We start from the raw sequence: 25,655 nt of genomic DNA, 5'->3' as shown, positions 1-25,655 counted from the left end.
CTCAGGCCGCAATCTCGAACTGGCGTCTGTCATCGTCGTTATCGGCAGCGGTCGGCCCCGCTTTCCGCGAACGGATCGCGCGCTTGTGAGCTTTTCCCGCCGGGCGTCGACCAAAGGCTCCCAGATACCGCGCCAACACTCCACGAACACGGAGGCTGGAGATCGTAGCGGCCAGCGCCATGACGATGTCGAGATACGCCGATACTTCAAAGGTGGTGATCCAGATCGCGACGTCGGGTGCGGCCAGCGTGAGCAACCGGATGCCGTCGCTCTCGCCGACGAGAGTGACCATCGCAGCCGTCAGCATCAGCAGAAACATCACGGCGGCGTCACCGCGGGAGAAGCGCGTCAGGCGAGCCGCCGGGCGATCGATCACCATGCGCCGCATGGCCTTGCCGATCGCGGTTTCGGGGGCGGCGACCATGACCAGCCAACAGGCGATCATCGTGAAACAACATGCCAACATCGCGCACCCCTCCTGTTCGGTATCGTACCTGGCTTATTCCCCCGCGAACACGCCCTTGAGCTTGGCGAAGAAGCCCTGGCTCGCCGGGCATTCGTCACCCGTCTCCGTCTCGCGGAACATCTCGAGCAGTTCTTTCTGGCGATTGCTGAGACGCGTCGGCGTCTCGACGTCGATCTGGACGACGAGGTCGCCGAAGCCGCGGCCCTGCAACACGGGCATGCCGGCGCCGCGCTGGCGGAGCTGCTTGCCCGACTGGATACCGGCCGGGATCTTCACCTCGTGCGTGCGGCCGTCGAGGCCGGGGATCGACAGCGACCCGCCGAGCGACGCGACCGTGAAGCTGATCGGGGCGCGCGCGAACAGCGTCGTGCCTTCGCGCTCGAACAGATTGTGCTTGGTCACGTGCAGGAAGATGTAGAGATCGCCCGCCGGCGCACCGCGTGCGCCCGCCTCGCCCTCGCCGGACATGCGGATGCGCGTGCCTTCGTCGACACCCGGGGAACGTTGATCGACAGCGTCTTGGTCTTCTCGACACGGCCTTCGCCGCGGCAATCGGGGCATGGGTCGGCGATGACCTCGCCGGCGCCGTTGCAGACCGGGCATGCGCGCTCGACCACGAAGAAGCCTTGCTGCGCACGGACTTTTCCGTGACCGCCGCAATGCTGGCAGGTTTTCGCACGCGTTCCGACCTTGGCACCCGAGCCGTCGCAGGTATCGCAGAGCGCGGAGACGTCGATCGTGATCTCGGTCGTCTTGCCGTGGAACGCTTCCTCCAGGCTGACTTCCATGTCGTAGCGCAGATCCGCGCCGCGTCGGGCCGCGGACCGGCCACCGCCGCGCTGTGCGCCGCCCATGAACTCGCCGAAGACGCTCTCGAAGATGTCGCTGAAGCCGCCGAAATCCTGCGCGCCGCCGCCGTGACCGCCGCCGCCGCCATTCTGGAACGCGGCATGGCCGAACCGGTCATAGGCCGCGCGCTTTTGCGGGTCCTTGAGGCAGTCGTATGCCTCGCTGACCGCCTTGAACTGCGCCTCGGAATCCTTGCAGCCGGCATTCTTGTCCGGGTGATACTTCATCGCGAGCTTGCGGTAGGACGACTTGATCGTCCCCGCATCCGCGGTCCGCTCGCATTCGAGCAGTTCGTAATAGTCTGTTTGGGTAGCCATTGCGGTGCCTCTTAGCCCTCTCCCTCCGGGGAGAGGGTTGGGTGAGGGCGATGTCTCACCGAGAGTGCGTCTCTGCGAGGCGCCTGCCCTCACCTCGACCTCTCCCCGTAGGGGAGAGGGAGCAGTAGTTTTACGCCTTCGGGTTGTCGTCGACTTCCGAGAACTCAGCGTCGACGACGTCGTCGTCCTTCTTCGCCGCGTCGCCGTCAGCCGACGGCGAGGCGTCCGCCTGGGCCTGCTTCTCGTAGATCGCCTGGCCGAGCTTCATCGCGACCTGGGCGAGCGCGGTGCTCTTCTCGGTCATCGCGTCCGCATCGCCGTTCTCGACCGCAGCCTTGGTCGCGTCGATCGCGGCCTGAATCTCGGTCTTGAGCGCGTCGTCGACCTTGTCGCCATTGTCGGCAAGCTGGCGCTCGGTGGTGTGGATCAGCGACTCGGCGTTGTTCTTCGCCTCGGCGCCGGCACGACGCTTCTTATCCTCCTCGGCGAAGGTCTCTGCGTCGCGGACCATCTGCTCGATGTCGTTGTCCGACAGACCACCTGACGCCTGGATGCGGATCTGCTGCTCCTTGCCGGTGCCCTTGTCCTTGGCCGAGACGCTGACGAGACCGTTGGCATCGATGTCGAACGTGACCTCGATCTGCGGCACGCCGCGCGGTGCGGGCGGGATGCCCACGAGATCGAAATTGCCGAGCATCTTGTTGTCGGCCGCCATCTCGCGCTCGCCCTGGAACACGCGGATCGTCACCGCGCCCTGGTTGTCGTCGGCGGTCGAATAGGTCTGCGACTTCTTGGTCGGGATCGTCGTGTTGCGATCGATCATCCGGGTGAACACGCCACCCAGCGTCTCAATACCGAGCGACAGCGGCGTCACGTCGAGCAGCAGCACGTCCTTGACGTCGCCCTGCAGCACGCCGGCCTGGATCGCAGCGCCCATCGCGACGACCTCGTCCGGGTTGACGCCGGTGTGCGGCTCCTTGCCGAAGAACTGCTTCACGACTTCACGGACGCGCGGCATGCGCGTCATGCCGCCGACAAGCACGACTTCCGAGATATCCTCGGGCTTCAGGCCGCCGTCGGCGAGCGCCTTGCGGCACGGCTCGAGCGTACGCTTGACGAGGTCCTCGACCATCCGCTCCAGATCGGCGCGGGTGATCGACTTCACCAGATGCTTCGGGCCGTTCTGGTCCGCGGTGATGAAGGGCAGGTTGACCTCGGTCGACTGTGCCGAGCTGAGTTCGATCTTCGCCTTCTCGGCCGCTTCCTTCAGACGCTGCAGCGCGAGCTTGTCCTTGGCGAGGTCGATGCCCTCGGCCTTCTTGAACTCGTCGGCGAGGTACTGGACGATCTTGTTGTCGAAATCCTCACCGCCGAGGAAGGTGTCGCCGTTGGTGGCCTTCACCTCGAACACGCCGTCGCCGATTTCCAGCACCGAGATGTCGAACGTGCCGCCGCCGAGATCGTAGACCGCGATCGTCTTGCCGTCCTGCTTGTCGAGGCCGTAGGCCAGCGCCGCCGCGGTCGGCTCGTTGATGATGCGCAGCACTTCGAGGCCTGCGATCTGGCCGGCGTCCTTGGTCGCCTGGCGCTGTGCGTCGTTGAAGTACGCGGGAACGGTGATGACCGCCTGCGTGACCGTCTCGCCGAGATACGACTCCGCGGTTTCCTTCATCTTCTGCAGCGTGAACGCCGAGATCTGCGACGGCGAGTAATCCTTGCCGCCGGCCGAGACCCATGCGTCGCCGTTCGGCCCGCGCGAGATCTTGTACGGGACCAACTCGGTGTCCTTCTTGGTGATCGGATCGTCGAAGCGACGGCCGATCAGGCGCTTCACCGCGAAGATGGTGTTGTCGCCGTTCGTCACTGCCTGACGCTTGGCCGGCTGGCCGACCAGCCGCTCGCCATCCTTGGCGAAGGCGACGATCGACGGCGTGGTGCGCGCGCCCTCGGAATTCTCGATGACCTTGGGCTTGCCGCCTTCCATGACGGAAACGCAGCTGTTGGTCGTGCCGAGATCGATACCGATTACTTTAGCCATGAGTTCTGATTAGCCCCTCACTTGAAACGAAAATACGAAACCGGTTCCACCCCGTTACGGCAGTGGAACCTTTCTGATGATGGGCGCGATATAGGTGGCCTCGCGCTTGCCGCAAGATTGTACCGGTCATAGGATGCGCAAGTGGTCTGGCCCGGAGAAAAGTAACCTATGCGTATCGTTTTCGGACTGGGTGTTGCCGCGATGGCACTGGCGTCGTGTTCGCAGCCTAAGGAGTTGTCGGTCGACGGCGCCTACATCCGGCTGGGCGCGGTGACGGGACGCCCGGCGGCGGCGTATTTCACGGTGCACGGCGGGCCGACCCCGGCGACGCTGATCTCGGTCACCACCGACGTCGCGATCAAGGCCGAGATGCACGAGACGATGGCCAAGAACGGCGTGACCTCGATGGCGCCATTCACGCGCCTGGAGATCCCGGCGAACACCGACGTCGCGTTCGCGCCGGGCGGGCGGCACGTGATGCTGTTCAACATGAACCCGGGGATCAAGCCGGGCGCGCGGGCGATGCTGACCTTCGCGTTCGCCGACGGGACGCGGATCCTGTACAACGCGAACGTCGTGGCTGCGGGGACTGCGACGGGGATTCCGGCGGGGAAGTGACGCGTAGAGACGCAAGGCGCGCGCTGACCGCGGGGAGACGGCGCTGGCGGCATCGGTGTTCGGAAGCGCGATCGACTATTCCCAGGTCAGCCTGACGCGGCGCAAATGGGCGTTCTTCCAGCCGCGCGACACGGTGATGGCACCGCGCGGCTGCATCCACTTCCATCCCAAGGGCGACCTGTGGTGCGACGATTTCGCGCATGCGCACCTGACGCTGCAAGGGCTGTTCATCCACGAGATGACCCACATCTGGCAGCACCAACGCGAGGTGTTCCTGCCGTTGGCGCGGCATCCCTGGTGCCGGTACGACTATGCGTTCCGGCCGGGGTGGCGCTGCATCGCTACGGGATCGAGCAACAGGGCGAGATCGTGCGGCATGCGTTCCTGCTGCGTGCCGGGGCGAAGGTGGCAGGCGCACCGCCGCTCGAGCAATACGAGACGGTGCTGCCGTTCACGCCGCAGGTTTTGGCCTGAGCCCGTTAATCCTCCTCTGCAAGGGGAGGTGGCGCGAAGCGACGGAGGGGTATCGCCCTATCGAGAGCGCATCACCCCTCCGTCAGCGCTCCGCGCTGCCACCTCCCCTTTTAGGAATAAAGGTCGCGCCCCAGGATTGCTTCCGTCCCCGCCTCCACCCGTCACCCAATGACGACGGTAATCAAAGCCAGCTACGGCCATCCGCTCCGCCACACCCGTAAGGCGGCAACTGCCCCGGAAGCGCGCCTGCATCTTGTGGCAACCCCATGCCCGCATCGGCCCCGGCGCATAGCCGTTCAGCGCGATGCCGACCTCGTCATACGGGCTCGAGCCGCGTGCGACGTACATGTACCAACGCCCGCCGAACATCACCGCCGCCGCGATGAGCACGACGCAAACGACCTGAACGATTTTCTGCATTGAAGACGCCTTTTGTAAAGAAGGGCGCCCCGTTGCAGACAAGATGGATCAATTTCAACCACCGATCTGGTAGATCGCGATCCACTCGGTCGGCCGAAATCCGTCGCTTACAGCGCGTCGAAATCGATAGGTCGTGTCCGATCAAGCGCTTGCGGTGCTTCCGGCATCGGATATTTCAGTCCGGTCGCGCAGTTGAAAAGAACGACCTTGTCATCCTCGTCGACCAGCCCGGTGTTCAGCGCCTGATGATACGCAGCCAAAGTCGCGCCGCCCTCGGGGCACAGCAGCAGCCCGTCCTGCTTGGCCGCGGCTTCGACCGCCTTCAGGATCGCGGGATCGCCGACCGCGAGCGCCTGCCCGCCGCTCTCGCGTACGGCGCGGAGAATCAGGAAGTCGCCGACCGCCTTCGGCACGCGAATGCCCGCCGCGACGGTGCTCGCATCCTCCCAGCGCTCGGCATGCTCCTCGCCCGCCTCGAACGCGCGCACGATCGGCGCGCAGCCGCTCGCCTGCACCGCGAACATTTTCGGCCGCTCGGAGCCGATCCAGCCGAGCTTTTCGAGTTCGTCGAACGCCTTCCACATCCCGATCAGGCCGGTGCCGCCGCCGGTCGGATAGAAGATCGCGTCCGGCAGTTTCCAGCCGAACTGCGCGGCGAGTTCGAGCCCCATCGTCTTCTTGCCCTCGATCCGATAGGGCTCCTTCAAGGTCGAGAAATCGAACCAGCGGCCTTCCGCGGCGCCCTTGCCGACGATCGCGCCGCAATCGTCGATCAGGCCGTTGACCCGCCAGACGCGCGCGCCCTGCATCGCAATCTCGCGGACGTTGATCTCGGGGGTGTCGTCGGGGCAGAACACGATCGTTTCGATCCCGCAGCGCGTCGCATACGCCGCCAGCGCCGCACCCGCATTGCCGTTGGTCGGCATCGCGATCTTGGTGACGCCGAGTTCCTTCGCCATCGCGACGGCCATGACGAGCCCGCGCGCCTTGAACGATCCGGTCGGAAGGCGACCTTCGTCCTTGACCAGCACGTTGGGGCCGCCGGACTTGGTCAGCGGCACGAGTGGCGTCTCGATCTCGCCAAGGCTGACGATGTTGTCCGTGTGCCGAACCGGAAGCAGCTCCCGCCACCGCCACAGATCGGTCGGCCGCGCCTCGATCGTGTCGCGCGAGATCGCAGACCGCACCGCGTCGAGGTCGTAGCGCACCAGCAACGGCCGCCCCGCACGCGAAAGCCCATGAAGCTGGTCCGCCTCATACCGCTCGCCGGTGATCGAGCATTCGAGATGCGTGACGAAGGTCTGGCGATCGGTGGTGAGGTTCTGGTTCATGGACTGCTCTCCCCTCCTGGAAGGGAGGGGTCGAGGTGGGTCGGTCTGGGCGGGCACGCCGACAGCCAACCGGCCGACCCACTTCAGCCCCTCCCTTCCAGGGAGGGGAGCGAGACAGTGTCAGCCAGCCTTGGCGACGCCGACCATCGCCGGGCGCAGCAGGCGGTCCTTGATCATGTAGCCGACCTGCATCTCCTGGACGATCGTGCCCGGCGGCTGGTCGCTCGGGATTTCCATCATCGCCTGGTGCTTGTTCGGGTCGAGCATTTGGCCCTCCGCGGCGATCTTGGTGATGCCGTGGCGCTGGAACACGCTCTCCAGCTCGCGACCGGTCGCTTCGAGGCCGGTAACGAGCCCTTCATCTTCTCGTCCGAACGCAGCTCCGCCGGGATCGCCGACAGCCCGCGCGCGAGGTTGTCGGCAACCGACAGCACGTCGCGCGCGAACGCCGTCGCGGCATAGGCGCGCGCGTCCTGCGCTTCCTTCTCGGCGCGGCGGCGGACGTTCTGGATCTCGGCCTGCGCATACAGGACGTTCTGCTTGGCTTCGGCGAGCTGGTTCTCGAGCTCGGCGACGCGGTCGTTCGCGGCCACTTCCGGCGCGTCTTCAGCGGTTTCTTCGCGCAGGTCTGCAGGCGTGTTCTGGTCGATCTCGGACATTGCTTTCCCTATAAAATTGGCCGGCTCAACCCATCAACCGGGCGAGCGTTGCAGCCGTGAAATCCACCATGGGCACGACGCGCGCATAGTTCAACCGCGTCGGGCCGATCACGCCGACCACGCCGACCACCCGTCCGTCCAGCCCGCGGAACGGTCGCGCGATCACCGAAGACCCTGACAACGCGAACAATTTGGTCTCCGCACCGATGAAAATCCGGGTCGAATCGCCCGCCCGCGCACTGTCGAGAAGCGATGCGACTTCCTGCTTTCCCTCGAGATCGTCGAGCAGGTCGCGGACCCGGTCGAGATCGGCGGCGGCGGCGGCATCGATCAGCCGCCCCTGCCCGCGCACGATCAGCACCGGGCGACGGTCCGCATCCTCGCTCCACACCGCGATCCCGCGCTCGACCAGCGTCCGCGCCGCACCGTCCAGTGCCGCCTGCCCGTCCGTCAGCTCACGCTCGATCCGGCCCCGCGCCTCGGCCAGCGTCAGGCCGCCAAGTGTCGCCGACATGTAATTGCCCGCCTCGATCAACGCGGATGCCGACATGCCCTTGGGCAGCGAGATCACGCGATTCTCGACCGAGCCGTCCTCGCTGACCAGCACCGCCAGCGCCTGCTCCGGCGACAGCGCGACGAACGCGATCTGGCGGAGTTTCAGCTCGCGCTTGGGCACCATCACCAGTCCCGCACAGGCTGAGAGTCCCGACAGCGCGAGCGTGGTCGCGGCGAGCGCCTCCTCGACCGGGCCACCGACGCCGGCGCGCGCCTCGATCGTCTGGCGTTCCTCGATCGACGGCTCCATCGCCTGCATCATACCGTCGACAAACAGTCGAAGCCCCCGGTCGGTCGGCATCCGGCCGGCGCTGGTATGCGGGCTGGCGAGCAGGCCGAGACCTTCGAGTTCGCCCATCACACCGCGTATCGAGGCGGGCGAAAGGCTGAGGCCGGTCAGCTGCGCGATCGTCTTCGACCCGACCGGCGTGCCGCTAGCGAGATAGCTGTCGACCACCGCACGAAAATGTCGCGCGCGCGATCGGTCAGTTCGGTGACGGGGGGCGTGGCCATCGCTTTGATCTAGGGCGGATCGACGGGCGGACAAAGGGGGAATGCACCCTCTCCACCCGTCATCCTGACGAAAGTCAGGACCCAGGGTAACCGAACGGTGTCCCGCGTGGCTCTGGGTCCTGACTTTCGTCAGGATGACGGCGGTGGTTGGACTGGCGAGCACGGAAACGAAAGGCTAGGCAGCGGGCAACCACTCACTTCCGTTAGGACACCGACTATGCGCCCATCCGGCCGCGCCCCAGACCAGATGCGTGCGATCACGATCGAGCCGCGCTTCACCAAGCATGCCGAAGGCTCCGTCCTGATCGGCTTCGGCGACACCAAAGTGCTCGTCACCGCCAGCGTCGAGGAGAAGGTCCCGCCGTTCATGCGCGGCAAGGGCGAAGGCTGGGTGACCGCCGAATACGGCATGCTCCCGCGCGCCACCAACACGCGCAACAACCGCGAGGCCGCCAAGGGCAAGCAGTCGGGCCGCACGCAGGAAATCCAGCGCCTGATCGGGCGGTCGCTCCGCGCGGTCGTCGACCTGAAGCTGCTCGGCGAGCGCCAGATCGTGATCGACTGCGACGTGATCCAGGCGGACGGCGGCACGCGCACCGCGTCGATCTCCGGCGGCTGGGTCGCGCTCAGGCTCGCGATCGACGGGCTGCTCGCCAGCGGCAAGCTCACCGCCGACCCGCTGACGCAGAAGGTCGCGGCGATCAGCTGCGGCATCTACCAGGGTAATCCGGTGCTCGACCTAGACTATATCGAGGATTCGGGCGCGGACGCGGATGCGAACTTCGTTTTGCTGGAGAACGGCAACATCGCCGAGGCACAGGCGACCGCCGAGGGCGCGACGTATGACGAGGAAGCGCTGCTCCGCCTGCTCCGCCTCGCGCGGATCGGCTGCACGGACATCTTCGCGGCCCAGGCCAAGGCAGTCGCCAAGTGAGCGGCGAGGGCAAGGAGCCGCAGGCGATCCGCAAGCTCGCACCGGGCAAGCTGGTCATCGCCAGCCACAACAAGGGCAAGGTGCGCGAGATCGCCGCGTTGCTCGAAGGACGGGGCCTCGAAGTCGTCTCGGCCGCCGAGCTCGACCTGCCGGAACCGATCGAGACGGGCACCACCTTCTTCGCGAACGCCGAACTGAAGGCACGCTCGGCGGCGGACCTGTCGGGCTACCCCGCGCTCGCCGACGATAGCGGGCTCTGCGTCGATGCGCTGGGTGGTGACCCGGGCGTCTACACGGCGGATTGGGCGGAAACCCCGAACGGTCGCGACTGGATGATGGCGATGCAAAAGGTCGAGGACGCGGTCGTCGCCAAGGGTCCGGACGCAACGCGCGGCGCGCATTTCGTCAGCGTGCTCGCGCTCGCATGGCCCGATGGTCACGTCGAATGGTTCGAGGGCCGTGCCGAGGGTACGCTGACCTGGCCGCCGCGCGGCAATGTCGGCTTCGGCTACGATCCCGTCTTCGTGCCGCTCGGCTACGACCAGACCTACGCCGAACTCCCGCACGAAACGAAGAACGCGATCAGCCACCGCAACGAGGCATTCAAGCTGCTCGAAGCCGCGGTGTTCTGATTTGTATCGATCCTCCCCGCCAGGGGAGGATCGCAAAATCCCGAGCGTCGCTCAAACGGCGATCAGCTGCTTCCTGGGCCAATTCACCGCCGGCAAGGCCTCGAACGCCGGTTTCGCCAGCAGATACCCCTGGATGTACCGCACGCCCAGCGCCCGCAGAGCGTCGTACTCGCCCTCGGTCTCGACCCCTCGGCGATCACCGAGATCCCCAACCCCGCACACATCCGCAGCATCCCCTCGACGATCATCCGCCGCGGGAGGCTCGTGTCGATGTCGCGGATAAGCTCCATGTCGAGCTTGATGATGTCCGGCTGGAACCGCGCGAGCAGGTTCAATCCCGCATGTCCCGCCCCGAAATCGTCGAGCGCGGTGCCGAAGCCCATCTTCTGATACGTGGCGATGATGTTCGCGACATGCGCGGGATCGAGCATCTCCTCGTTCTCGGTGAACTCGAAGATCAGCCGGTCGGTCGGCATCCCCACCGCGCCCGCGGTCTTCAGCGTCAACTGGATGCACGCCGCCGGCGAATACACCGCGTTCGGGAGGAAGTTGATCGACAGCCGCGCGGGCGTATCGAGCAGCCCGGCCTTCACCGACGCCTCGATCGCGCGAACTCGGCATTGCTGGTCGAACGCATACAGGTTGGCCGCATCGACCTGGCCCAGCACGCTCGCCGCCGACTGCCCCTCGGGACCGCGCACCAGCGCTTCGTATGCGAAGACCGTCTCCGTCTCGACGTCGACGATCGGCTGGAACGCCATCGAAAAGTCGAACGACAGGCCGGCGCCGTCACGACATCCGACGCAACCGATACGGGGGACATCGGGTTGGGGTACTGGTTTCATTAAAGTAGGTTAGGCGGAAACCACTTAAGAAAGTACCACTGTCCCGAAACTACCGGCTTGCTCCAGATCAATATGCGCGTTCGCCGAAGACGTTGCCGGGCGGCGAATAGCGGCACACCAGATAATCGTCGGTCTTGTTGCTCGCCATCGCGCAGCCAACCTGCGTCGAGCCGCGCCAGACGATCTGCGTGTAGTGCGCGACGTCGTCGACCTTGCCGGTGCGGCTGAACCCGGGGTCGGCATGTTGATGAAGTCGCGCTTCTCGGCGACCCAGTGGCCGATCATCTCGGGATAGGCATAGGCATAGCGCGTGCCGGTCCACAAATTCTCGCCCTCGCGGCTCATGCCCTGAGGCTGCGGGGCGTGCGCGAATTTCCGCGTGCGCGCCATTTCCTCGGCATAGGCGCGCGCGGTGGTCGCCAGCGTATCGCTCCAGGTTAGCGGCGCCACGCCCACCGCGGCGCGCGCGGCATTGTGGCCGTCGATCATCGCTGCCTTGAGCAGGCTCGCACCACGCGGGGCCGGCGCCATCGATTCGCGCGGCTCGACGACTCGCTCGGGCCCCTGCGCGCAACCTGCCAGCAACAACGCCCCGGCGATCGCCAAACCCATCCGTGCCGTCATTGCGCTTCCTTCGGCCGCCCCGTGCGACCATATGCGCGAGATAATGCCCGTCTTCGAAACACCAAGCCCCAGCCCCCATCAAGCGGGCGATCTCGCGCTCTACGTCCATTGGCCGTTCTGCGTGTCGAAATGCCCGTATTGCGACTTCAACAGCCATGTCCGCGACGAGGTGGACCAGGCAGCCTGGCGCGCCGCGCTGCTGACCGACCTCGCCCATGAAGCGCGCGTGCTGCCGGGACGGAAGTTGCAGTCGATCTTCTTCGGTGGTGGCACGCCGTCGCTGATGCCGCCCGAGACCGTCGCGGCCGTGCTGAATGCGGCGGAGACGGCGTGGGGTTCGCCGAGGGGATTGAGATCACGCTGGAGGCGAACCCGTCCTCGGTCGAGGCCGCAAGGTTCGCCGATCTGGCCAGCGCAGGCGTGAACCGGGTGTCGCTCGGGCTGCAATCCCTCGACGATCAGGCGCTGAAGTTCCTCGGCCGCGCGCATGACGTGAACGAGGGCCAAGCCGCGCTCGCGACCGCGCAGAGCGTCTTTCCCCGCGTCAGTTTCGACCTGATCTATGCGCTCCCCGGCCAGCGGCTCGACGATTGGCGTGCCGAGCTCGCCCGCGCGCTGAGCCTGGGGACGGAACATCTCTCGCTGTATCAGCTGACGATCGAGGCCGGCACGCGGTTCGCGACCGAGGCGCTCGCGGGGCGGATCGTGATCCCGGACGGCGACTCGGCGGCGGACCTGTTCGAGGCGACGCGTGCCGACACCGCCGCGGCCGGCTTGCCCGCATACGAGACGTCGAACCACGCGCGCCCGGGGTCGGAGAGCCGCCACAACCTCGCTTACTGGCGGTACCAGGATTATGCCGGGATCGGGCCGGGTGCGCATGGCCGGCGCGGCGGGTTGGCGACGGTGCGGCGCAAGAAGCCGGAGAACTGGCTGTCGGCGATCGAGCGGAATGGCCACGGGATGGAAGTCGAGGATCCGCTGACGCCCTCCACGCGGGCCACCGAGGCGTTGCTGATGGGGTTGCGGCTGGCCGAAGGGGTCGATCTGGACCGGATTACCGCGCTGAACGCGGGTGTGGTCCCGGTGGACTTGGCGGCCGTGGCGCGGCTCGAAAACCTCGGACTGATCGCACACACGCCGGGGCGTCTGCGAGTCACCGAAGCCGGCGCGCTCTTGCTCGACGCAATCCTACCGGAAATAGTCACCGCCTAGGCGGCTGCCTTACTCTTCCCCTCCCTGAAAGGGAGGGGTTGGAGGTGGGTAGGCCAGTTGGCTATCGATGCACCCGCCCCAAACCGACCCACTCCCTACCCCTCCCTTCCAGGGAGGGGCGAAGATGCTACTTCCCGAACCCAGCCGGCGCGGGCGAGACTACCGTCGTCGTGCCGCCACGGATTTCCTTCACCTCGAGCGCACGCTCGGCAACATTGTCCTTGCCGAAGCGGAACGCGCCATCGATGCCCGCAAAGCCATCGCTCTTCCCCCTCCCTGAAAGGGAGGGGTCGGAGTGGGTAGGCCAGTTGGCTATCGATGCACCCGCCCCAAACCAACCCACCTCTACCCCTCCCTTCCAGGGAGGGGGAAGATGCTACTTCCCGAACCCAGCCGGCGCGGGCGAGACTACCGTCGTCGTGCCGCCACGGATTTCCTTCACCTCGAGCGCACGCTCGGCAACATTGTCCTTGCCGAAGCGGAACGCGCCGTCGATGCCGGCAAAGCCGTCGCCGTCGCGCAGGCGGTTGACCGGGAACGGCGTGCCGGGCTTCCAATCGCGGGCGATGCGAACGGTCAGCAGGACCGAATCATAGCCGAGGCTCGACAGGCGGTAAGGCCCCGCCCCGAACCGAGCACGGTATTTGGCGGCGTATTGACGGTACAGGGTGTCCGAGACGCTGGCGTACCACGCACCCGACAGCGCAGGCTTCGCGGCAATGCCCGAGTCCGAATTCCAGAGTTCGGTGCCGAGGATGCGCGTCGACGCGCCGCCGCCGCGCTTGACCATCGCCGCAGCCGAGGCTGCGGTCGCGCCGCCATCGGCGATCAGGACCGCATCGTAAGGCGCCTTCGCCGCGAGCCGCGTGACCGCACCGGAAACGCCACCGGGACCGCGCGCGTAGGTCTGGAGCGAGACGACCTGGCCACCCGCGCCTTCGACCGCGCGGAGGAACGCGGTCGAGGCGCGTTCGCCGTACAGGCCATTGGGGACGAGGCCGGCGAAATTGCTGACGCCGCGTGTCCGGGCGAAATCGACGACACGCGCGATCGACTGGGTTGGAACATAGCCCATCAGGTACGCGCCGTTGCCGGCCACGCCGAGATCGTTGGAGAAGCTGAGTACCGGGATGTTCGCGGCGCGCGCGATCGGCGCGACGGCACGGACATCGTCGGCGAGCAGCGGCCCCAGGATCAGCTGTGCGCCCTCGGCGATCGCGCGCTGCGCGGCGGCGGCAGCCCCGGTCGCGGTGTCGTAGTTGGTGATCCGGACGCGCTGGTTCTGCGTATCGAGCAACGCCAGCATCGTCGCGTTGGCGATCGAGGTGCCGACGCCGGCGTTGCTGCCCGACAGCGGCACGAGCAGCGCGACGCGGTTACGCTCGGCATCGCGCGGGATGCCGGTCTCGACGCCGATGTCGGGACGATCGAGGGGACGCGTGGTCGGGCGCTGTCGCGACGGCTCGACGGGACCACGCGGGACGATCGTCTGGCACGCGCCGAGCAGGCACGCCGCGACAAGCGTCGCCCATCGCCCGAATGTGCCCATCGAAAGCGGGCCGGATTGCCCTATCGTCGTCGCGTCTGCCATGACCATCCCCATGAACCCTGAATCTCTTCTCGATCCCGGCCTCTACATCGTCGCGACCCCGATCGGCAATCTTGGCGATCTGTCGCCGCGCGCCGCCGACATCCTCCGCCGCGCCGACGTGATCGCGGTCGAGGACAGCCGCGTCACCGCCGGCCTGCTCCGCCATGTCGGCACGAAGACGCCGATGGTGCCGTATCACGACCACAGCGCGGAGGGCGTGCGGCCGGCGCTGATCGCGCGGATGGCGACGCAGGCGGTTGCGCTGGTGTCGGATGCGGGGACGCCGCTGATTTCGGATCCGGGGTTCAAGCTGGTGCGCGACGCGCGCGCGGCGGGGCATCTGGTGGTGACGATCCCCGGACCGTGCGCGGCGGTGGCGGCACTGACGCTGGCGGGGCTGCCGACCGACCGGTTCCTGTTCGTCGGCTTCCTCCCGTCGAAGATGCACGCGCGCGCAGAGGCGATCGCCGAGATCGCGACGATCCGCGCGACGCTCGTGATGTATGAATCGGGGCCGCGCCTGGGGGCATGCCTCGCCGCGTTGGCGGAAGGGCTCGATGACCGCGAGGCGGCGGTGACGCGGGAGATCAGCAAGAAGTTCGAGGAAGCGGTGACGGGGACGCTCTCGACTTTGGCCGAACGCTATGCGGACTCGCCGCCGCGTGGGGAGATCGTGATCGTCGTCGCGCCGCCGGGCGAGGCTCCGCCGGCCAGTGCGGAGGATGGCGACACGGCGTTGACCGAAGCGCTCACTCGCCTGTCGACTGGCCAAGCCGCAAGCGAAGTCGCGAAGAAACTCGGCCTCGACCGCAAGACCCTCTACGCGCGGGCGCTGGAACTGAAGGCGGAGGGCTGATCTCCCTCCCGCTTGCGGGAGGGGTCGGGGAGGGCATGCCACGGACGTGCCGCCCTTCCTCTCCTAACCCCTCCCGCAAGCGGAAGGGGAACACGCAGGACCGACAGGTTGCGGAGGCGGCCGGCCGTCGCGGCGAGCGCTTGGCAGGGTGGTGGCTACGACTGAAGGGCTGGAGCATCCTTGATCGCCGCGTGCGGACTCCCGCAGGCGAAGTGGATCTCGTCGCACGAAAGGAAACCTGATCGCCTTCGTCGAGGTCAAGACGCGCGCCACCGCCGCCGAACTCGACTTCGCGATCGACGAACGCCGCCTCGCCCGGGTCGCGGCAGCGGCGGAATATCTGATGCCGCGCTATGCCGGGCCAGGCGACGACATCCGCGTCGACGTCATCCTGCTCGCACCGGGTACGCGGCTGCGGCACATCGAGAATGCGTGGATCGGGTAGCAACCCGCAACATTCCGTCATCCTGACGAAAGTCAGGACCCAGGGTAATTGAGGGCATCCTTCATGGCTCTGGGCCCTGACTTTCGTCAGGATGACGGGGCTGATTGAAACGACGTCACCCGATGACTTCGCATCCCCCGCGCCTACATGCGCTCCACCGAACAGAAGGAAGACGCATGAGCCTCACCGTCGCCGTCCAGATGGACCCGCTCGACAGCATCAACATCGCCGGCGATTCGACGTTCGCGCTGATGCTATCGGCGCAGGATCGTGGCCATACGCTCTTCCATTACTCGGCCGAGGACCTGAACTACCGTGATGGCCGCGTCTGGGCGAAGGCACACCCAGTCACCGTGCAACGCGTCGTCGGCGATCACTTCAGCGTCGGCGAGCCGGTGAATCTCGATCTCGGCGACGAGGCCGATGTCGTACTCATGCGGCAGGATCCCCCGTTCGATCTCGGCTACATCACCGCGACACATCTGCTCGAGCGGATCGCCGACAAGACGCTCGTCGTGAACGATCCCGCGCAGGTCCGGAACGCGCCCGAAAAGGTGTTCGTGCTCGATTACCCGCAGTTCATGCCGCCGACTTTGGTCACCCGCTCGCTCGACGAAGCCCGGAAATTCCTCGCCGAGCACGGCGCGATCGTCATCAAGCCGCTCCACGGCAATGGCGGCAAGGCGATCTTCAAGGTCGAGTCGGACGGCGCGAACCTGTCGGCGCTGATGGAGGTCTTCAACATGACGTGGCGCGAGCCGCACATGGTCCAGGCGTTCCTCCCCGACGTGGCGAAGGGCGACAAGCGGATCGTGCTGATCGACGGCGAGGTAGCGGGCGCGATCAACCGCCTGCCGGGCGAAGGCGAGATCCGCTCGAACCTCGCGGTCGGCGGTTCGGCGGAGAAGTCGGAACTGACCGACAAGGAGCGCGAGATCTGCGCGGTGCTCGGGCCGGAACTGAAAAAGCGCGGGTTGCTGTTCGTCGGCATCGACGTGATCGGGGCACGTGGCTGACCGAAATCAACGTGACCTCGCCGACGGGGATCGTCGCGATCGAGAAGTTCGACGGGACCGATGTCGCCGGCATGATCTGGGACGCGATCGAGGCAAAGGTCGCGGCGCGGTAATTTCGGCGCGAGGTGGTGCTGGTACGCCGAACTATCAGAAGATCACCACCCCGGGGAAGGCCGGGGCCCAATTGGAAAGGTCGCAGTAAGGGAGCGCCGTCCTCCGTCATAACCGTCCCCCAATTGGGCCCCGGCCTCCGCCGGGGTGGTAGGGCACCTGTTCAGTTGATCACGGAATAGCCGCCTCGCGGAACCCATCCGGCGTCCCGGCAGTATCTCATACCCATGACCGAATTCATCCTCGATCTCATCGCCTGGGGCGGATATTTCGGTATCTTCCTGCTGATGGCGCTCGAGAATATCGTGCCGCCCGTGCCGTCCGAAGTGATCATGGGGCTTGGCGGCATGGCGGTCGCGCGCGGCAACATGAGCGTCGTGCCGCTGATCGCCTGGGGCACCGCGGGCTCGGTCGTCGGCAACTATTTCTGGTATTATATCGGCCGCAACATCGGCTACGAGCGCTTCCGTCCGTTCATCGCGCGCAACGGCCGCTGGCTGACGATGGAATGGTCCGACGTCGAGAAGATCCACCGTTTCTTCGTCAAGCGCGGCGGCTGGGTCATCTTCGTGTTCCGCTTCATGCCGACCTTCCGCACAGTCATCTCGCTGCCCGCGGGCATGACGTGCATGCCGATCTGGCAGTTCGTGATCTGGACCGCGGCCGGCAGTGCGATCTGGAACACCGTGCTGGCCTATGCCGGAATCCTGCTCGGATCGCATTTCGAGGAGCTCGACCGCTATGTCGGGCCGGTGGCCGTCGCGACGTTCGTCGTCATCATCATCGGCTATGTCTGGCGCGTCGTCACGTGGAAGCCGAAGGGCTCAGCCTGATCTCAGGCGCGCGGATGCGCATTGCGGTACACATCCATCAGATGCGCGGCGTCGACCTGCGTATAGACCTGCGTCGAACTGAGACTGGCATGGCCGAGCAACTCCTGTAGCGCACGCAGATCCGCCCCCCGCCCCAGCAGATGCGTCGCGAAACTGTGGCGCAGCGCGTGCGGCGTGGTCCGGTCGCCGAGCCCGAGCCGTGCGCGCGCGGCCTGCACCCCGCGCCGGATCATCACCGGCGACAACGCCCCGCCCTTCGCGCCCCGGAACAGCGGCGCGTCGCGCGCGATCGGCCACGGCGTCTGCGCGACATAAGCCTCGATCGCCGCGCGGACCTGCGGCAACAGCGGCACGACGCGGGTCTTGTCGCGCTTGCCCGTCACCCGGATCGTCTCGCCGAGCGGCAGGATCTCGCCCCGCAACGTCAGCGCCTCGCCGATCCGCAGCCCTGCGCCGTACAACAGCATCAGTACCGCCCAGTCGCGCGCGCCGATCCACGGCTCGGCCGCATCGTCGGCCACCTCCTCCGCCAGCGCGACTGCCTCGGCCGGCGAGATCGGCCGTGGCACGCCGGTCTTGACGCGCGGTCCCCGCATCCGCGGTTGCTCGGCGGCTTCGTTCGCCCAGGCGAGAAACCCGCGCACCGCCGACAATTCGCGCGCGGCCGAGGCGTTGCCGAGTCCCGACTCGCGACGCTGCGCCAGATACGCGCGCAGGTCCGTCGCCGTCACCCGCGCCAGCGCCGCGCGGTCGATCGCCTCGCCCCAATGGCCGATCAGGAATGCGGTCAGCCGCTCGGCCGCCGCGCGGTAGGCGCGTACCGTGTGCACCGATCGCCGACGGTCGCGCGCGAGATGGTCGGCCCAAAGCATCGACGGCGGCAGGTCTTCGTTACACTCCATAATCGGACAGTAACGCGTTCCATCGACAAAGAAAATTAACTCCCCTTGCGGTATTGAACGCCATGTCCCCCGCTGACTTGATCTCTGATATGTTTGCCGATGAAACCCGACGCGTGGCGGCGCTCCATGCGCTGGCACTGCTCGACAGCGAGCCGGAGCGCGAATTCGATGCGCTGGTGGCGTTGGCGGCAGAGATGCTGAGGTGCCCGACCGCCTTGATGACCCTCGTCGATAGCGATCGGCTCTGGATCAAGGCCGCGGCGGGCGGCGAACGCGGGGAGATCAGCCGCGATATCGGGATGTGCGCCTATACGATCCAAAACGAGGACCCGCTCGTCATCGAAGACCTCGATGCCGATCCGCGGTTCGCACAAAACCCGCTGGTCATGGCGGAACGGGGCGCCCGATTTTATGCGGGTGCGGCGATCCGCGCGGTGGATGCTTCGGGTGAGCGTCATGCTATCGGCACGATATGCGTCATCGATACGGTGCCACGCAGCCTTAACGACGCAGGCCGCCGTGCCCTGGCCCATCTCGCGACATTGGCCGAGACGACCATCGCCGCAAGGTCTGCCGCCAACCGCGCGATCGCGATCGCCACCACCGCCGACCGGCAGGCCGCGGCGCTCGTCCGGCAGGACCGGATCTTCCGCCAGGCCGAGCGGATGGCGGCGATCGGATCGTGGCGCGTCTCGCTGGAGGACAATCACCTCGAATGGTCCGACGGCGTCTATCACATCTACGGCCTGCCGATCGGCGACCTGCCCGACATGTCGGGCGCGATGGAATTCTATCCGGCGCACGCACGCGACGCCCTGTCCGTCGCGCTCGACCGCACGATCGAGAGCGGCGCGCCCTTCGACCTCGAAGTCGACTTCACCACCGTCCAGGGCGAGCCGCGCCGGGTCCGTGTCCTCGGCGAACGCGAGTGCGTCGACGACACCCCGGTCGCGCTGGTCGGCGTGTTCCAGGACGTGACCGAACGCCACGCGCTCGAAACCACGCTGCGCCGCTCAGCCGACACCGATCTGCTCACCGGGATCGCCAATCGCGCGGCGTTCGACCGCGCGCTCGACGCGGCGATGGCACGGTCGCGGGCCGATGCGACGCCGCTGCTGCTCGCGCTGCTCGATCTCGACGGGTTCAAGGCGATCAACGACACGCTCGGCCACACCGCGGGCGACGACGTGCTGCGCGGCGTCGGCCGGGTGTTGCGCGAACCCTGGCTCAAGGGCAGCTTCGTGGCGAGGCTGGGCGGCGACGAGTTCGCGGTGCTGGTCGAGCATCCCGCGCTGACCGCAGTGCCGAGCCAAGTCTGCGCGCGGTTGCAGGAAGCGCTGCGTTTCCCGATCGCGCTCAACGGACTGGCGATGGTCAGCGCCGGGACGGTCGGGATCGCCGCGTTGGAGCCCGATTGCCTCACCGTCCGCGACTTCGTCCACCGCGCCGATACCGTCCTTTACAAGGAGAAGCGCGGGCGCGTCGGCGAACGTCGGCGGTCCGACCGGCGCGACGCCGCGTAAAGCGGTTCACGCAGGAGCGATCCGGCCCCATATACGGACACGATGTCGTCCCGCGCCCGTGTCCTGATCCTTAACGCCGCCCTCGGGCCGCTCGACTACCGCGTGCCGGCCGGCATGGACGTGGGGCCGGGCTCGATCGTGGTCGCGCCGCTCGGGCCAAGGCAGTTGCTCGGCGTGGTGTGGAGGCGGAGCGGATGCCGTCCGATGCGGAGGTCGGCGACAACCGGTTGCGCAACCTGCTCGCGGTCGCCGAAGTACCGCCACTGGGGGCACCGCTACGCCGGCTGGTCGAATGGACTGCGGATTATTACCTCGCGCCACCGGCGTCGGTGTTGCGGATGACGCTCGCCTCGACCTCGGCGCTGGAGGGCGCGCGGACCGCCGTCGAGTACCGGTCCACCGGCGTCGTGCCGCCTCGCCTCACGCCGCAGCGCGAACAGGCGCTGGAGCGGATCGGTGATCGCCAGGGCCTCATCCGCGAGTTGGCGACGACCGCCGATGTCAGCGATGCGGTGATCCGTGGGCTGGTGAAGGTCGGTGCGATCGAAGCGGTCGAGGTCAGTCTGGACAGCCCTTACCCTGTTCCAGATCCTCGCATCACGAGCCGACCTTGTCCGAGGACCAGCGGGCGGCGGCGGATGCTCTGGTTGCGGGGTGGCCGAGCACGCGTTCCACCCGACGTTGCTCGACGGGGTCACGGGATCGGGCAAGACGGAGGTGTATTTCGAGGCGGTGGCGCAGGCGATCCGCGACGGGCGCCAGACTCTGGTGTTGCTCCCCGAGATCGCGCTGACCGAGCCGTTCCTGAAGCGCTTCCACGACCGGTTCGGGTGCGAGCCAATCGCGTGGCATTCGGGGCTGCGCTCGACCCAGCGACGCAGGGCCTGGCGGGCGATCGCGAGCGGCGAGGCATTGGTGACGGTGGGGGCGCGGTCCGCGTTGTTCCTGCCCTATCGCGATCTCGGCCTGATCGTCGTCGACGAGGCGCACGAGACCAGCTTCAAGCAGGAAGAGGGCGTGCATTATCATGCGCGCGACGTCGCGGTGATGCGCGGCAAGTTCGAAGGGTGCCCGGTGATCCTCGCCTCCGCGACGCCGGCGATCGAGACGCGGCAACAGGTCGTGACCGGACGCTATGCGGAACTGAAGCTGCCGGGCCGGTTCGGTGCGGCGGAAATGCCGACGATCGAGCCGATCGATCTGATCAAGGAGCCGCCCGAGCGCGGTCGCTGGCTGGCACCGCGTCTGGTCAAGGCGATGCAGGAGACGCTGGAGCGGCGCGAGCAGTCGTTGCTGTTCCTCAACCGGCGCGGCTATGCGCCGCTGACCTTGTGCCGGACCTGCGGGCATCGGTTTCAATGCCCGAATTGTACCGCGTGGATGGTCGAGCATCGACTGACGCGCAGGCTCGCCTGCCATCATTGCGGCCACATCGAACCGACGCCGCGCGTGTGTCCGGAGTGCAAGGGCGAGGACACGCTCGTTGCCTGCGGGCCGGGTGTCGAGCGAATCGCCGACGAGGTGACGGCGCTGTTCCCCGAGGCGAAGACCGCCGTGGTCACGTCGGACACGATCTGGTCGCCGGCCAAGGCGGCCGAGTTCGTCGGGCGGATGGAGGCGGGCGATATCGACATCGTCGTCGGTACGCAGCTCGTGACGAAGGGTATCACTTCCCGAACCTGACGCTGGTCGGCGTGGTCGACGCGGACCTGGGTCTAGATGGCGGCGACCTCCGAGCGGCGGAGCGCACGTTCCAGCAGATTCGGCAGGTATCGGGTCGCGCCGGGCGTGGCGAGAAGCCGGGCCATGTGTTCATTCAGACCCATAGCCCGGGCGCGCAGGTGATGCAGGCGCTGATCACCGGCGACGCGGATGCGTTCTACGCGGCGGAGACGGACGCACGGAAGGATGCGGGGGCGCCGCCGTTCGGACGATACGCGGCGATCGTGGTGTCGTCCGAGGACCAGTCCTGCGCGCATGATACGGCGAAGCTGGTGGGGCGGAGTGCACCCGAGGTCGAGGGGATGCACGTCTATGGCCCTGCGCCAGCGCCGTTGGCGATGTTGCGGGGGCGGCACCGGTATCGGCTATTGGTCCATGCGCGGCGGGCGTTGGATGTGCAGGATGTCATCCGGGAATGGTTGGGGAAGCTGGACTGGCCGTCCAAGGTGCGGGTGACGGTGGACGTCGACCCGTATAACTTCCTGTAAAGGCGGTGCTTTCACCCTGAGCGCGCACCACCGCCGCAGCTAGTACCACCATCTCGGCGAATATCGCCACCCCGGCGAAGGCCGGGGCCCACTTGGGAGGCAGGGGTGATATGCGTGGCGCTTCGCCACCTCGACCTTTCCACCTGGGCCCCGGCCTTCGCCGGGGTGGTAGAAAGTTTAGTACAGCAGAAGACTTGTTCACCCGCGAAGGCGGGTGCCCAGACTGGGTCCCCGCCTTCGCGGGGACACAACCTCAAGGTCAGTTCGTACGCTTATTCGCCGGCGTGCTCGGCAAGCACCGTCAGGCCCTTGGCGTTGACCTCGGCGAAACCGCCCTTGATCGCGATGATCTCGGGGGTGCCGTTCTGCGTGCGATACACCTGCACGCCGCCGTCGCGGACCGTCGACATGAAGGGCGCGTGGCCTTCCAGGACGCCGAAATCGCCTTCGGTGCCGGGGACGACGACCATGTAGACCTCCTCCGAGCGGACGAGCTTTTCTGGCGTGACGAGTTCGAAATGCAGCATGTCTATCTTCTCACTCCCTCCCTTTAGGGGAGGGTTGGGGTGGGGAGTGCGGCAGGCGCGACGCTCGCGGTCAGGCCCCACCCCAACCCTCCCCTTGAAGGGAGGAGCTAAGCTTACGCTTCCGCGGCCATCTTCTCGGCCTTGGCGACGGCTTCGTCGATGCCGCCGACCATGTAGAACGCCGCCTCGGGGAGGTGATCATACTCGCCCTCGACCACAGCCTTGAACGACCGGACCGTATCCTCGAGCTGGACGAACTTGCCGCTGATGCCGGTGAAGACCTCTGCGACGTGGAACGGCTGGCTCAGGAACTTCTGGATCTTACGCGCACGCTGGACGGTGAGCTTATCCTCTTCCGACAGCTCGTCCATGCCGAGAATCGCGATGATGTCCTGCAGCGACTTGTACTTCTGCAGCGTCGACTGGACGGCACGCGCGGTGTCGTAATGCTCCTGGCCGACGACCCGTGGCTCGAGCAGACGCGAGGTCGAATCGAGCGGATCGACTGCCGGGTAGATGCCCAGCTCCGAAATCGCGCGGTTGAGGTTGGTCGTGGCGTCCAAGTGAGCGAACGACGTTGCCGGCGCCGGATCGGTAAGATCGTCGGCCGGCACGTACACGGCCTGCACCGAAGTGATCGAGCCCTTGTTCGTGGACGTGATGCGCTCCTGCAGCGCGCCCATGTCGGTCGACAGCGTCGGCTGATAGCCCACCGCCGACGGGATACGGCCGAGCAGTGCCGACACCTCTGCGCCCGCCTGCGTGAAGCGGAAGATGTTGTCGACGAAGAACAGCACGTCCTGGCCTTCGACGTCGCGGAAATACTCGGCGATCGTCAGGCCCGACAGCGCGACGCGGGCACGTGCGCCTGGCGGCTCGTTCATCTGGCCGAACACCAGCGCGACCTTCGAGCCCTCCGACTGCGGATTGCCGTCGGCATCCTTGGCGATGACGCCTGCGTCGAGGAACTCGTGGTACAGATCGTTACCCTCGCGGGTACGCTCGCCAACGCCTGCGAACACCGAGGTGCCGCCGTGACCCTTGGCGATGTTATTGATCAGCTCCTGGATCAGCACGGTCTTGCCGACGCCGGCGCCACCGAACAGACCGATCTTGCCGCCCTTCGCATAGGGCGCGAGCAGGTCGATGACCTTGATGCCCGTGACCAGGATCGCGCTCTCGGTCGACTGGTCGACGAACAGCGGCGCCGAGGCGTGGATCGGGGCGGTCGTCTCTGCGCCGACCGGACCACGCTCGTCGATCGGCTCGCCGATGACGTTGAGGATGCGGCCGAGCGTCTTCGGGCCGACCGGCACGCGGATCTGCGAGCCGGTATCGGTGACGGTCTGGCCGCGGGTCAGACCCTCGGTGGCGTCCATCGCGATCGTGCGAACAGTGTTCTCGCCGAGATGCTGCGCGACTTCGAGCACGAGCCGGTTGCCGTTATTGTCGGTTTCGAGCGCCGACAGAATGGCGGGCAGGTTGTCGGGGAAATGCACGTCGACGACGGCACCGATCACCTGCGAGATGCGGCCGGTATTGTTCGTGGCCTTCGAGCTGCCCTCGGTCGGGCGGATGTCTTCAGCGGCGGTTGCCATCACACTATCCTTGGGTCTTGTTGTTGGCCGGGTTGGTAGCCGGTGAACGGGTAAAGTCACGCCGATGCGCTGAGGCGCACCGTTGGTCGAAGGTACGATAACGACCTTGGCGGGCGCCGCATCGAGCGGCTGGCCGAGGCGGATCGCCCGCAAGAGGTCGGGCGACGCCTTGATCTTGAAGCGGCCGAGAAACTCGCCGACGGTCTGCGCGAGCCGCATCCGTGCGGTGGTCGCGTCGACCGGATCGGTCAGCATCAGCGTATAGGCCACGGTATCGATCGCCGCGGCGGTCTTGCCCGTAACAGCGACCGAGGTCGTGTTGGGCTTGGCCGCGTTGGAATTGGAGAACATCCGCGGCTGGCCCGTTGAGACGTAAATCTGCCCTTGCGGAGAAAAATCATCTTCGTTGGCTAGCGAATACTTGCTGAGAGCAAAGCCCGCCTGGTTGATCGCGCCGATCGTCTCCTGCGGCGCGCCGAACAGCCGGTCCCAGCCCGACAGCGTCGCGACGGACGCGGTCTGCGCCGCCTCCTGCTCGCGCACGGACGGTGCCGGCTTGCCACAGCCGGCGAGCATCACAGTCAGGGTCAAGGCGACCGCGAACTTCATTTCAGCGCTTCGGCACCCGAGATGATCTCGACCAGCTCGGTCGTAATCGCGGCCTGACGCGTGCGGTTATACTGGATCGACAGACGCGTGATCATGTCGCCGGCGTTGCGCGTGGCGTTGTCCATCGCGTTCATGCGCGAACCCTGCTCCGACGCCGCGTTTTCGAGCAGCGCGCGGAAAATCTGGATCGCGACGTTGCGCGGCAGCAGATCGGCGAGGATCGCTTCCTCGTCGGGCTCGTACTCGACCACGGCTTCGGCAGGCGCACCGGGCTTTGCTTCCGCACCCGGGATCGTCGACAGCGGAATCGGGATGATCTGGATACCGGTCGGAAGCTGCACGAGTGGCGACACGAACTTCGCGTAGAACAGATGCGCGACGTCGAACTGGCCTTCGCCGAAGCGCTTGATCAGGTCCTCGGAGATTTCCTGGGCATCGCTGAACGCGAGCTTCTTGATCTGGCCCATCTCGTGATCGGCGAGGATGTCGTTCGGGAAGAAGCGCTTGATCACGCGCCCCTTCTTGCCGGCGACATAGAACTTCACGGTCTTGCCGGCCGCGATCAGCTCCTCGGCCTTGCGACGCGCCGCACGGACGATGTTGGTGTTGAACGCGCCCGCTAGGCCACGCTCCGACGTCGCGATGACGATCAGGTGGACCTGGTCCTTGCCGGTGCCCGCGAGCAGCGGCGATGCGCCCGGCGCGATGCCGACGCGCCCCGCGAGGCTCGCCATCACCGCTTCGAGACGCTCGGCATAGGGCCGCCCGGCGACCGCCGCGTCCTGCGCACGGCGCAGCTTCGCAGCGGCGACCATCTTCATCGCCTTGGTGATCTTCTGCGTCGACTTCACCGAGCCGATGCGGATCTTGAGGGCCTTAAGTGATGCCATCTTCTCTTCCTGCTCCTCTCCCTCCGGGGAGAGGGTTGGGGTGAGGGGTTGCCA

Annotated in this window: 17 protein-coding genes and 9 pseudogenes; 12 read left to right on the top strand and 14 right to left on the bottom strand. The window is 66.6% G+C overall.

The genetic code is table 11. The features are described from left to right. Nucleotide 1 precedes the first annotated feature (1 nt). The 3 genes and pseudogenes from AC0IX7_RS18600 to dnaK all read right to left on the bottom strand — a co-directional run bounded on the left by AC0IX7_RS18600 (nucleotide 2) and on the right by dnaK (nucleotide 3,670). Nucleotides 2–466, bottom strand: coding sequence for a hypothetical protein (locus AC0IX7_RS18600; protein WP_471813341.1), 465 nt, complete (start codon nucleotides 464–466; stop codon nucleotides 2–4). Nucleotides 467–499: 33 nt separating this feature from the next. Then, nucleotides 500–1,632 (bottom strand): annotated as a pseudogene (gene dnaJ / locus AC0IX7_RS18595) (molecular chaperone DnaJ). Nucleotides 1,633–1,762: 130 nt separating this feature from the next. Continuing rightward, complete coding sequence (dnaK, locus tag AC0IX7_RS18590; RefSeq protein ID WP_471813339.1) at nucleotides 1,763–3,670, bottom strand: molecular chaperone DnaK; 1,908 nt, start codon at nucleotides 3,668–3,670, stop codon at nucleotides 1,763–1,765. Nucleotides 3,671–3,838: 168 nt separating this feature from the next. Here dnaK and AC0IX7_RS18585 point away from each other — a divergent pair, with 168 nt between their 5' ends. After that, nucleotides 3,839–4,288, top strand: a complete 450-nt coding sequence (locus AC0IX7_RS18585) for a copper chaperone PCu(A)C (RefSeq protein ID WP_471813338.1) — start codon at nucleotides 3,839–3,841, stop codon at nucleotides 4,286–4,288. A 43-nt stretch (nucleotides 4,289–4,331) separates the two neighbouring features. Further along, nucleotides 4,332–4,762: pseudogene (locus AC0IX7_RS18580) on the top strand (vgr related protein). A gap of 527 nt (nucleotides 4,763–5,289) precedes the next feature. On the opposite strand, the gene AC0IX7_RS18575 reads toward AC0IX7_RS18580, so the two are convergent. The 3 genes and pseudogenes from AC0IX7_RS18575 to hrcA form a co-directional block, all read right to left on the bottom strand. Next, nucleotides 5,290–6,513, bottom strand: a complete 1,224-nt coding sequence (locus AC0IX7_RS18575; protein WP_471813336.1) for a threonine synthase — start codon at nucleotides 6,511–6,513, stop codon at nucleotides 5,290–5,292. A gap of 120 nt (nucleotides 6,514–6,633) precedes the next feature. Beyond that, a pseudogene (gene grpE / locus AC0IX7_RS18570) lies at nucleotides 6,634–7,172 on the bottom strand (nucleotide exchange factor GrpE). A gap of 25 nt (nucleotides 7,173–7,197) precedes the next feature. Continuing rightward, nucleotides 7,198–8,240: pseudogene (gene hrcA, locus AC0IX7_RS18565) on the bottom strand (heat-inducible transcriptional repressor HrcA). A gap of 217 nt (nucleotides 8,241–8,457) precedes the next feature. On the opposite strand from hrcA, the gene rph reads away from it, so the two are divergent. Further along, a complete protein-coding gene (gene rph / locus AC0IX7_RS18560) occupies nucleotides 8,458–9,174 on the top strand; it encodes a ribonuclease PH (protein ID WP_056055360.1) in 717 nt (238 codons plus the stop codon). Then, the gene (gene rdgB / locus AC0IX7_RS18555) at nucleotides 9,171–9,806 is read left to right on the top strand and encodes an RdgB/HAM1 family non-canonical purine NTP pyrophosphatase (RefSeq protein ID WP_471813335.1); all 636 of its coding nucleotides are present in this window, start codon (nucleotides 9,171–9,173) and stop codon (nucleotides 9,804–9,806) included. Before rph ends, rdgB begins: the two co-directional genes overlap by 4 nt. An 83-nt stretch (nucleotides 9,807–9,889) precedes the next feature. Here the strand turns inward: rdgB and AC0IX7_RS18550 are convergent, their stop codons facing one another. The 3 genes and pseudogenes from AC0IX7_RS18550 to AC0IX7_RS18540 form a co-directional block, all read right to left on the bottom strand. Beyond that, entirely contained in the window at nucleotides 9,890–10,567 is a 678-nt protein-coding gene (locus AC0IX7_RS18550) for an EAL domain-containing protein (protein WP_471813333.1), read from the bottom strand. Between the two features lie 151 nt (nucleotides 10,568–10,718). Continuing rightward, entirely contained in the window at nucleotides 10,719–10,973 is a 255-nt protein-coding gene (locus AC0IX7_RS18545) for a CAP domain-containing protein (RefSeq protein WP_471813951.1), read from the bottom strand. Further along, nucleotides 10,970–11,140, bottom strand: a pseudogene (locus AC0IX7_RS18540) (CAP domain-containing protein); the annotation flags it as partial. The gene AC0IX7_RS18545 and the pseudogene AC0IX7_RS18540, both read right to left, overlap by 4 nt. Before the next feature lie 166 nt (nucleotides 11,141–11,306). Here AC0IX7_RS18540 and AC0IX7_RS18535 point away from each other — a divergent pair. Continuing rightward, nucleotides 11,307–11,812, top strand: a pseudogene (locus AC0IX7_RS18535) (radical SAM protein); the annotation flags it as partial. Nucleotides 11,813–12,238: 426 nt separating this feature from the next. Next, on the top strand, nucleotides 12,239–12,490 hold the full coding sequence (locus AC0IX7_RS18530) for a hypothetical protein (RefSeq protein ID WP_471813949.1): 252 nt from the start codon (nucleotides 12,239–12,241) through the stop codon (nucleotides 12,488–12,490). A gap of 376 nt (nucleotides 12,491–12,866) precedes the next feature. Here the strand turns inward: AC0IX7_RS18530 and AC0IX7_RS18525 are convergent, their stop codons facing one another. Then, on the bottom strand, nucleotides 12,867–14,039 hold the full coding sequence (locus AC0IX7_RS18525) for a penicillin-binding protein activator (RefSeq protein WP_471813948.1): 1,173 nt from the start codon (nucleotides 14,037–14,039) through the stop codon (nucleotides 12,867–12,869). A 52-nt stretch (nucleotides 14,040–14,091) separates the two neighbouring features. Here AC0IX7_RS18525 and rsmI point away from each other — a divergent pair, with 52 nt between their 5' ends. From rsmI to AC0IX7_RS18505, 4 genes and pseudogenes are all read left to right on the top strand, one after another. Beyond that, complete coding sequence (rsmI, locus tag AC0IX7_RS18520; protein WP_471813331.1) at nucleotides 14,092–14,937, top strand: 16S rRNA (cytidine(1402)-2'-O)-methyltransferase; 846 nt, start codon at nucleotides 14,092–14,094, stop codon at nucleotides 14,935–14,937. Between the two features lie 35 nt (nucleotides 14,938–14,972). Beyond that, nucleotides 14,973–15,382, top strand: a pseudogene (locus AC0IX7_RS18515) (YraN family protein). Between the two features lie 176 nt (nucleotides 15,383–15,558). Beyond that, nucleotides 15,559–16,511, top strand: a pseudogene (gshB, locus tag AC0IX7_RS18510) (glutathione synthase). A 225-nt stretch (nucleotides 16,512–16,736) separates the two neighbouring features. After that, nucleotides 16,737–17,342: a DedA family protein gene (locus tag AC0IX7_RS18505; RefSeq protein WP_471813330.1), complete on the top strand. Its 606-nt coding sequence runs from the start codon at nucleotides 16,737–16,739 to the stop codon at nucleotides 17,340–17,342. Between the two features lie 2 nt (nucleotides 17,343–17,344). Here AC0IX7_RS18505 and AC0IX7_RS18500 read toward each other — a convergent pair whose 3' ends face one another. Next, on the bottom strand, nucleotides 17,345–18,214 hold the full coding sequence (locus tag AC0IX7_RS18500; protein WP_471813329.1) for a tyrosine recombinase XerC: 870 nt from the start codon (nucleotides 18,212–18,214) through the stop codon (nucleotides 17,345–17,347). A 143-nt stretch (nucleotides 18,215–18,357) separates the two neighbouring features. Here AC0IX7_RS18500 and AC0IX7_RS18495 point away from each other — a divergent pair, with 143 nt between their 5' ends. Both AC0IX7_RS18495 and AC0IX7_RS18490 read left to right on the top strand, forming a co-directional pair. After that, nucleotides 18,358–19,767 (top strand): diguanylate cyclase domain-containing protein, encoded by a 1,410-nt coding sequence (locus tag AC0IX7_RS18495; RefSeq protein ID WP_471813327.1) that lies wholly within the window; start codon nucleotides 18,358–18,360, stop codon nucleotides 19,765–19,767. 42 nt (nucleotides 19,768–19,809) lie between these two features. Further along, nucleotides 19,810–21,977: pseudogene (locus AC0IX7_RS18490) on the top strand (primosomal protein N'). Nucleotides 21,978–22,249: 272 nt separating this feature from the next. Here the strand turns inward: AC0IX7_RS18490 and AC0IX7_RS18485 are convergent. The 3 genes from AC0IX7_RS18485 to AC0IX7_RS18475 all read right to left on the bottom strand — a co-directional run bounded on the left by AC0IX7_RS18485 (nucleotide 22,250) and on the right by AC0IX7_RS18475 (nucleotide 25,601). Further along, nucleotides 22,250–22,504, bottom strand: a complete 255-nt coding sequence (locus AC0IX7_RS18485) for an ATP synthase F1 subunit epsilon (RefSeq protein ID WP_093399766.1) — start codon at nucleotides 22,502–22,504, stop codon at nucleotides 22,250–22,252. A 113-nt stretch (nucleotides 22,505–22,617) separates the two neighbouring features. Next, nucleotides 22,618–24,102 carry a F0F1 ATP synthase subunit beta gene (gene atpD / locus AC0IX7_RS18480; RefSeq protein ID WP_055873598.1) on the bottom strand — a complete coding sequence of 495 codons (1,485 nt, stop codon included), beginning with the start codon at nucleotides 24,100–24,102 and terminating at the stop codon, nucleotides 22,618–22,620. A 605-nt stretch (nucleotides 24,103–24,707) separates the two neighbouring features. Then, nucleotides 24,708–25,601, bottom strand: coding sequence for a F0F1 ATP synthase subunit gamma (locus AC0IX7_RS18475; protein WP_471813325.1), 894 nt, complete (start codon nucleotides 25,599–25,601; stop codon nucleotides 24,708–24,710). Nucleotides 25,602–25,655 lie beyond the last annotated feature (54 nt).

This window comes from Sphingomonas sp. AC411, from assembly GCF_979253035.1.
This window is presented reverse-complemented; position numbering and strand designations above follow the sequence as displayed.

What these genes read in the sequence shown, in the direction of transcription:
- dnaK (WP_471813339.1), bottom strand. Translation starts at nt 3,670, where the DNA reads ATGGCTAAAGTAATCGGTATCGATCTCGGCACGACCAACAGCTGCGTT.
- AC0IX7_RS18530 (WP_471813949.1), top strand. Translation starts at nt 12,239, where the DNA reads ATGGAAGTCGAGGATCCGCTGACGCCCTCCACGCGGGCCACCGAGGCG.
- AC0IX7_RS18600 (WP_471813341.1), bottom strand. Translation starts at nt 466, where the DNA reads ATGTTGGCATGTTGTTTCACGATGATCGCCTGTTGGCTGGTCATGGTC.
- AC0IX7_RS18575 (WP_471813336.1), bottom strand. Translation starts at nt 6,513, where the DNA reads ATGAACCAGAACCTCACCACCGATCGCCAGACCTTCGTCACGCATCTC.
- AC0IX7_RS18475 (WP_471813325.1), bottom strand. Translation starts at nt 25,601, where the DNA reads ATGGCATCACTTAAGGCCCTCAAGATCCGCATCGGCTCGGTGAAGTCG.
- AC0IX7_RS18550 (WP_471813333.1), bottom strand. Translation starts at nt 10,567, where the DNA reads ATGGCGTTCCAGCCGATCGTCGACGTCGAGACGGAGACGGTCTTCGCA.
- AC0IX7_RS18585 (WP_471813338.1), top strand. Translation starts at nt 3,839, where the DNA reads ATGCGTATCGTTTTCGGACTGGGTGTTGCCGCGATGGCACTGGCGTCG.
- atpD (WP_055873598.1), bottom strand. Translation starts at nt 24,102, where the DNA reads ATGGCAACCGCCGCTGAAGACATCCGCCCGACCGAGGGCAGCTCGAAG.
- AC0IX7_RS18485 (WP_093399766.1), bottom strand. Translation starts at nt 22,504, where the DNA reads ATGCTGCATTTCGAACTCGTCACGCCAGAAAAGCTCGTCCGCTCGGAG.
- AC0IX7_RS18500 (WP_471813329.1), bottom strand. Translation starts at nt 18,214, where the DNA reads ATGCTTTGGGCCGACCATCTCGCGCGCGACCGTCGGCGATCGGTGCAC.
- AC0IX7_RS18505 (WP_471813330.1), top strand. Translation starts at nt 16,737, where the DNA reads ATGACCGAATTCATCCTCGATCTCATCGCCTGGGGCGGATATTTCGGT.
- rsmI (WP_471813331.1), top strand. Translation starts at nt 14,092, where the DNA reads ATGAACCCTGAATCTCTTCTCGATCCCGGCCTCTACATCGTCGCGACC.
- rph (WP_056055360.1), top strand. Translation starts at nt 8,458, where the DNA reads ATGCGCCCATCCGGCCGCGCCCCAGACCAGATGCGTGCGATCACGATC.
- AC0IX7_RS18525 (WP_471813948.1), bottom strand. Translation starts at nt 14,039, where the DNA reads ATGGGCACATTCGGGCGATGGGCGACGCTTGTCGCGGCGTGCCTGCTC.